Annotated in this window: 2 pseudogenes; both read right to left on the bottom strand. The window is 72.9% G+C overall.

The features are described 5' to 3' along the window. Positions 1–1,527 (bottom strand): annotated as a pseudogene (locus tag ACWJ6R_RS34335) (anthranilate synthase component I); the annotation flags it as partial. A 171-nt stretch (positions 1,528–1,698) separates the two neighbouring features. After that, positions 1,699–2,480, bottom strand: a pseudogene (locus tag ACWJ6R_RS34330) (SGNH/GDSL hydrolase family protein). Between the last annotated feature and the right edge of the window lie 111 nt (positions 2,481–2,591).

The raw sequence follows: 2,591 nt of genomic DNA, 5'->3' as shown, positions 1-2,591 counted from the left end.
CTTGACCGCCGTGCCCGACGCCTCGACCGCGCGCCGACCGCGGCCAGGGCGCCGAGCAGGGCGCTGGCCTTGAGCTCGGTCTCCCGCTCCTCGGCGTCGGGGTCGGAGTCGAACAGCAGCGTGGCCCCGGCCCGCACGGTGGCGACCCCCTCCCTGATCTGCGCGGTGCGCAGGGTCAGGCCGGTGTTCATGGAGCCGTCGAACCCGATGTAGCCGACCGCTCCGCCGTACCAGCGGCGGGTGGTGGCCTCATGGTCCTCGATGAACTGCATCGCCCAGGTCTTGGGGGCGCCGGTGACGGTGACGGCCCACATGTGGGTGAGGAAGGCGTCGAGGGCGTCGAACCCGGGGCGCAGGCGGCCCTCGATGTGGTCCACGGTGTGGATCAGGCGGGAGTACATCTCGATCTGCCGGCGGCCGATGACCTGGACGCTGCCGGGCACGCAGATGCGGGACTTGTCGTTGCGGTCCACGTCGGTGCACATGGTCAGCTCCGACTCCTCCTTGACGCTCGACAGGAGGGTGCGGATCGCCTCGGCGTCCTCGACCGGGTTGCCGCCGCGGGCGATGGTGCCGGAGATCGGGCAGGTCTCCACCCGGTCGCCGCTGACCCGGACGTACATCTCCGGGGAGGCGCCGACCAGGTGCTCGCCCTCGCCGAGGTTGAACAGGAACTCGTACGGCGCGGGATTGGCCTTGCGCAGCCCCCGGTAGAAGGCGGCCGGGTCGGTGCAGGGGGCGTGGAAGACCTGCCCGGGGACGACCTCGAACAGGTCGCCGCGGACGAACTTCTCCTTGGCCGCGGCGACGACCTGGGCGTAGGCGCTTGACGGGGTCGGCCGGGAGCTCGGCGGGGGCGGGCGGCAGCGGGACGCTCTCGCCGTCGCGGGGCAGGCCGTGCGTGGAGACGCCGTCCACGGTGAACTCGTAGCGGTACTCCTTGCTGGTCTCCCGCTTGCGGTCGATCACCATGATCCGGTCGGGCAGGTGCAGCACCAGGTCGCGCTGGTCGGCGGCGCGGGTGAGCACCTGCCGGATCGGCTCGAACTGGAAGGCCAGGTCGTAGCCGAAGGCGCCGTACAGGCCCAGGTGCTCGTTCTCGCCCTTGAACGCGGCGATGACCTCGCGGATCGCGGTGAAGACCGTGGGCCGGCGGCTGCGCATCTCCTCGGGGAGGATCTCCGCCGACTCCGGGACGTGCACCTCGACCCGGTCGGCGGCCGGCTCGGAGACGGGATCGCCCGCCGCCAGCAGGCAGGAGGCGACCGCGGGCAGCACGACGCGGCCCCGGGCGTTCAGCGCCCGGGCGGTGACGGTGCGCCCCCTGGCCACGATCTCCAGGCAGGGATCGACGTAGGCCAGGTGCCACCGGCTGTAGCGGCCGGGGTACTCCATCCCGGAGGACAGGACGCCCCCGCGCCGCTCCCCCAGCGTGCCGACGACGTCGTCGAGCACGCTCTCCGGGACGTCGGCCGTCGCGACCTCGACCCTGATGCCTCCGGCGGTGGTATATCCGCTCGTCTCCACTGCAGTCTCGCCCCTCGTTGGTGTCTTTCCGATGCCAGGGGGGCGGACGCAGAAAAGGCCGCCTCCCCGGGCGGCCGTCCCTCTGCTCGCGTATGCGAAACCTGCGCCGCCTAGAAGCGGCGCCACCACTGAAGGGTTCCGGGGTTTCGCATGCCCGCAAGAGTACCGGCGTCAGCCGTGGTCAGGCAACATCATCGGCACGGGAGCGAGCTCGGGTCGCTTGGCGCCCAGGCCGTCGCCGGAGGAGCGCCCCTGCAGGCGGCGGTTGACCCACGGGGCCAGGAACATGCGGGCCCAGCGCAGGTCCTCCTTGCGCGCCTCGGCCCACACCGACGGGCCCAGCGGCGGGTACGGCTCCCGCCAGTCCTCCTCGACGGGCAGGCCGAGGGCCTCGGCGGCGCGCAGCGCGATCCTGCGGTGGCCGTCGGCCGACAGGTGGAGGCGGTCCTCGCTCCAGGCGCGGCGGTCGCGGAGCACGCCCATGGCCCACAGGTCCACGAGGGTGCAGCCGTGCCGGGTGGCGATGTCGTGGATGTGCAGGTTGTAGACGGCGATCTTGTGGTGGACCAGGCGCATCACCGGGACCTGGCGGAGGTCGAAGCCGGTGAAGAGCAGCACCCGGGCCCCGGTGGCGCGCAGCCGGCCCACGGCGGCGTCGAGCTGCGCGGCGATCGCGTCGGGGCGCCGCCGGGGCGCAGGATGTCGTTGCCCCCGGCGCAGAGCGAGACCAGGTCCGGCGCCAGGGCCTCGGCCTGGGGCACCTGCTCGTCGGCGATGCGGCCGATCAGGCGGCCCCGGACCGCCAGGTTGGCGTAGCGGAACCCCGGCTCGCGGGCCGCCAGCAGTTCGGCCAGCCGGTCGGCCCAGCCCCGGTAGCGGTCGCCGCCGAGGTGGTCGTTCAAGCCCTCGGTGAAGCTGTCCCCAAGAGCGACATACGAGGTTATTGATGACATGTCGCAGTAGTTTGCCGCGCCGTCCGCTCCCTACGCGACCGTAGGCGTCCGGACCGGGCGGGCGCGCTCCCCGCACCTCGCGCGGCGTCGGGCGGACCTCGCCGGGACAGA

It is taken from the genome of Planomonospora algeriensis, from assembly GCF_977012225.1.
Note: the sequence above shows the minus strand (reverse complement) of the source record. Positions and strands in the feature narration are given on the sequence as shown.